We start from the raw sequence: 4,328 nt of genomic DNA, 5'->3' as shown, positions 1-4,328 counted from the left end.
ATCCTTTCGTCGTGCTGTTGATTCTGCCTTCCTATGACCTGTTCGGACTATTATGAGAAATGCTATATATCGCTGATTCTCCTTTATTGTTTAAAATATCTACTTCAACTCCCTCTTCTAAAATCTCTTCTAGGAACTCCTCATATCCTTTTTTTGCAGCTAAATGAAGTAAACTGTTTTTATCTTCTCCATATTTACTACTCATTAAAATTTCCACTATATCTTGTTTATTCCTTTCTCTTGCATAACAAAATGGTGTTTTGCCTTTATCATCTCTAATCAAAGGATCTATATCTTCTCGCGTTAGTAAAACCTCTATTGTTTTAAGTCTTTCAGCATAATGTAATGGTGTTTTATTTTCATAGTCTTGTAAATTGACCTTGGAGTTTGGAGCATTTGTTAAACACCTTACAATATCCAAACACAAATCTCGTTCATCATAATTGCTAACGCTTACAGCATTGTGAAGAGGTGATAACTTTGTTGCATTTTCTCCACTACCGGTCCTATTTACATTTGCATCGAGGTCTACTAGTTTTTTTACTACTCCTATTTTCTTGTTGTTTACTGCATAATGAATTGCTGCGTGATTTCTCGCATCAAGAATGTCCTTATCCGCATTTCCTTCTCTAATTAAAATTTCTACTATTTCTTCATTTCCAGCTCCTGCTGCTAAGTGTAATGCTGTATGTAGTAGAGCATTCTGCTCATTAACATTAACCCCTTTGTCGAGTAAAAACCTTACAGCATTTGCTTCATTCAACATCGCAGCTAAGTGGAGTAAGCTATCTTGCTCTGATCCGTATTTGTTATTAATTAGCGCCTGTAATATTTCTTCTCTTGCACAAGAGAGCGCACTTTTACCATCATCATCAGTGATCAGTGGATTAATATTTTTCCTGTTCAGTAAGAGTGCAACCATACCAAACTCGTTAATTTCTACTGCATAATGCAGCGGTGTCTTTCCATTTAATCCTCTAACATTTACATCCACTCCTGGTTGATTAATGAGACACTTTATTAATTCTAAACTTAAGTTAGCAGACATTATTTAAAACTTAATATTAGATAATTCTTGTAATGAGTTTGTAATCTCTTCAGTTAGCGCCATATGAATCTTTTCAGTGTCACTCAGTGATGCAAGCAATGCTGAAACTCTATTTGGAATATTAAGCAAATTATTACGGACAACTCTTGCTACGTTAAATGCATCGCGCTTTACTTCCTCTACTGCTACAAGTTCTCCTATCTCAGCCTTAGCTTTCGCCTCAAGTAGTTTACCTCGTTCCATTTCATTTTTTATTCGCGTTTTTAGCAACATTGTAGAAAGGTTATTTGTATTTTCGTTTTCTGGATTTTTCCTCCTAAGTGGCTGACTTGGATCTCGTATTGCCGCTACTGCTTCATTTGCTTGTTCTCTATTGACCAAACCATCCTCCAACTCAACTATTCCTTTTTTTACTAAATAACAGACATATTGCTTTGATACTCCTATCTCTCTTGCCCATTCTGTTTGTGTTATCTTTTCCACTTTTTTTTCTCTTCTCTCTTTTGTGTCTCTTTATCTACGAATTTTCTTCTTGAATCTCTGAAAAGGTTTTGCCAGTACCGGCTAAAATTACATCTCTTCCCGTGTATACTTGCCAACGTTTTATGGTTACATCTACAAATTTTGAATCTAGCTCTATTGTTCTGCAAATTCTTCCTGTTCTCTCACATGCAATCAGTGTACTTCCAGAACCGCTAAATGGATCAAGTACTATGTCTCCTGATCTGCTGCTGTTTACTATTGCTCTCTCCATTAGCTCTACTGGCTTCATCGTTGGATATAGTGTATTATGTGTTGGCTTATCATAAAACCACAGATCACTTTGATTTCTACCACCATGCCACTCACGTTTATTACCGCTTTTCCATCCATAGAGCATTGCTTCGTATTGTCTCTGATAATCAGATCTGCCTAGCGTAAAATGATTCTTTGCCCAAATGATAAATGTTGACCATTTTCCTCCTGCCTCCTCAAATGCTTTTTGCAACGTTGAAAACTCTGATGATGATACGCAGATGTAAATTGCTCCTTTCGTATATGCTAAAATATTGGAACAGATGTCGTAGAGAAAAAGTTCGTACTTTTCACCTTGATTATCGTTTAATATCTTTTTATCTTCTCTCTCTTGACTGCTACCATAATCAACGTTATATGGAGGATCACAAACAGTAATATCTGCCATTTTATCATCTAACAGCGCTTTATATGATTCAACTAAAGAGCTATCACCACAATAGATTCGATGATCACCTAAAATCCATAGATCACCTGGTTTTGTTATTTCTACCTTTTTGTCATCACCAACCAAGTCAGAAAAATCTTCTTTTTCACTATCTAAATCATCAAGGAAATGTTGAACTTTTTCTAATTCAAATCCTGTCATTTTAAGATCAAACTGTAAATCTTCTAGCTCTTGAATTTCTACTTTCAAAAGCTCATCATCCCACTTTGCCCAATTAGCTGATTGATTTGCCAGTAACCGAAAAGCTTTAGTTTGTGGTTCATTTAAATTATCACTTAAGACCACTGGAATACTTTCCATACCAAGTTTTCTTGCTGCCTTAAGTCTTAAATGACCGTCAACCACAGTTCCATCGCTTTTTGCAACTATTGGAATACGAAAGCCAAATTCCCTGATTGAAGCACACATTCTATTTACTACGTCATCATTTTTACGTGGATTACGCTCATATTCGACCAGATTTTGAGTAGGATAATAGTGGATTGCTAAATTCATATCTTAATAATTAAAAAGTTAATATTCAAAATATCTCTGACGCTAAAGAAGGCCTGAGGTCTAACCCGCTAAATCACCCAGTATGGCCGAAAGGACCCACTTTCTATGGTATTTTTAATGTGTTAAAATCTTTACTGAGATTCATAACGTAAAACATTAATGCTAAAGCATCAGATTCATTATCATCTTTAGGCAAAAAACCTTTTTTCTTTACAGCTTCAATAACTTCACTTTTACTTGCATTGCCTTTGCCTGCTATAAAGCGTTTTATAGTTTTAACATTAACACCTTTGTACGGCACATGATGTTCTTCACACCAAGCAGATAGAACGGCAAGAAAACCACCGTAGCAATGCGCTGCATCAGTTCCTAGATGTCTTCTTACTTCTTCAAAATACACTGCAGAAATGTCTTTCAAAGAATTAAGCCAATTACGAAAGTTTAAGAAGCACATTCCGCCTCCACTGAAACGACTACCATGAAAACTTTTGCTTCCACTTTCAATTACTCCATCTGTTAGAATTGACCAGCCAGTTTGTTTGCCAAGGTCTAGTGTTAGGATTGACATTTGCTATTATTAAAATTACAAGTAGCACTTACTCCAAAATATCGTCTGGTTTCTACAAAACACACTAGAAATTCATAGGTTTTTGTTGGCCAACAACGGAAATTCGAGAATCATGTGCTACTGCAGAAAGTCGTTTTCTTGTTATATATATTCACCAAAATTACGAAAACTGTTCACTTTTTTTTGCAAAGGATAAAAACCGTTGTCTTCAGGTTTGTTTTGTAACAGTAGAATTACTAAGGATAGCTTTTATTTGAGTTTAAAGGCTATTATAGACGTTCTTTGGTGAGCAATGATTTTTTTCCCTAAAGTCACATCTAGCTTTAAAACACAGTTTTTGCCTTATTTAAAAAAATATAAATTCTCAATTACGTAACTTACCAAAAGCCTAAATTTCTTTTACTTTCTGTTTTCCAACTTTTCTGTTTGAAGCACATCTACACTCAATGCCCTTATACTAATATATACCGGATTTCTTACTACTTTTTCCGGGATTTTTTCAAAAAAAGTTAAAATAATTTCAAAACTGCTTACCAGCTAAAGAATAAAGTAGATAGTTCTCTATTTTTAGAGTTTTACAGTTGTTTGTCTTTTTTACAAATAACCTATATGCTACTTGAAGTAAGGTAGAGTAGATATGATAATAAATGAAAACGAAATTTTATTATATACAACTCCAGATGGAGACGTAAGAATTGATGTTTTGTATCGAGATGAAAACATTTGGCTTACACAAAAAAGAATGGCGGAGTTGTTTGGTGTTAATATTAGAACAATTAGTGAGCATTTACAGAACATATTTGCTAGTCAAGAGTTAGATAGTTATCCGGATTTTCCGGAATACTGCTGAAGATGGTAAACAGTACCCTACACAATTTTATAATTTGGATAGCTATTGGTTATAGAGTTATAGCTCTTTTCATAGAAGTCCGGATGTGATAAGATAAGGATAGAAGATGATAAGGAGGTTGAGT

General features: G+C 34.6%; 4 protein-coding genes and 1 pseudogene. 1 reads left to right on the top strand and 4 read right to left on the bottom strand.

Annotated features, from left to right (window positions below):
• Positions 1 to 64: 64 nt before the first annotated feature.
• The 4 genes and pseudogenes from ACIPNH_RS00640 to ACIPNH_RS00625 all read right to left on the bottom strand — a co-directional run.
• Positions 65 to 1,048 (bottom strand): annotated as a pseudogene (locus tag ACIPNH_RS00640) (ankyrin repeat domain-containing protein); the annotation flags it as partial.
• A gap of 3 nt (positions 1,049 to 1,051) precedes the next feature.
• Positions 1,052 to 1,531 (bottom strand): hypothetical protein, encoded by a 480-nt coding sequence (locus ACIPNH_RS00635; protein WP_400770929.1) that lies wholly within the window; start codon positions 1,529 to 1,531, stop codon positions 1,052 to 1,054.
• Between the two features lie 34 nt (positions 1,532 to 1,565).
• Positions 1,566 to 2,786 carry a DNA modification methylase gene (locus ACIPNH_RS00630; protein WP_400770926.1) on the bottom strand — a complete coding sequence of 407 codons (1,221 nt, stop codon included), beginning with the start codon at positions 2,784 to 2,786 and terminating at the stop codon, positions 1,566 to 1,568.
• Between the two features lie 103 nt (positions 2,787 to 2,889).
• A complete protein-coding gene (locus ACIPNH_RS00625) occupies positions 2,890 to 3,354 on the bottom strand; it encodes a crossover junction endodeoxyribonuclease RuvC (protein ID WP_400770923.1) in 465 nt (154 codons plus the stop codon).
• 637 nt (positions 3,355 to 3,991) lie between these two features.
• Between ACIPNH_RS00625 and ACIPNH_RS00620 the strand changes: the two genes are divergently transcribed.
• On the top strand, positions 3,992 to 4,204 hold the full coding sequence (locus tag ACIPNH_RS00620; protein ID WP_400770920.1) for a hypothetical protein: 213 nt from the start codon (positions 3,992 to 3,994) through the stop codon (positions 4,202 to 4,204).
• The last annotated feature ends 124 nt before the right edge of the window (positions 4,205 to 4,328 follow it).

The sequence above is a fragment of the Wolbachia endosymbiont of Drosophila barbarae genome (assembly GCF_044752445.1).
In the GTDB taxonomy this organism is placed as follows: Bacteria; Pseudomonadota; Alphaproteobacteria; order Rickettsiales; family Anaplasmataceae; genus Wolbachia; species Wolbachia pipientis.
The sequence above is the reverse complement of the archived record's forward strand: the minus strand, read 5'-3'. Positions and strand labels throughout refer to the sequence as shown.

Excerpts from the sequence above, each read along its gene's own strand:
- ACIPNH_RS00630 (WP_400770926.1), bottom strand. The coding sequence starts at position 2,786 with ATGAATTTAGCAATCCACTATTATCCTACTCAAAATCTGGTCGAATAT.
- ACIPNH_RS00625 (WP_400770923.1), bottom strand. The coding sequence starts at position 3,354 with ATGTCAATCCTAACACTAGACCTTGGCAAACAAACTGGCTGGTCAATT.
- ACIPNH_RS00620 (WP_400770920.1), top strand. The coding sequence starts at position 3,992 with ATGATAATAAATGAAAACGAAATTTTATTATATACAACTCCAGATGGA.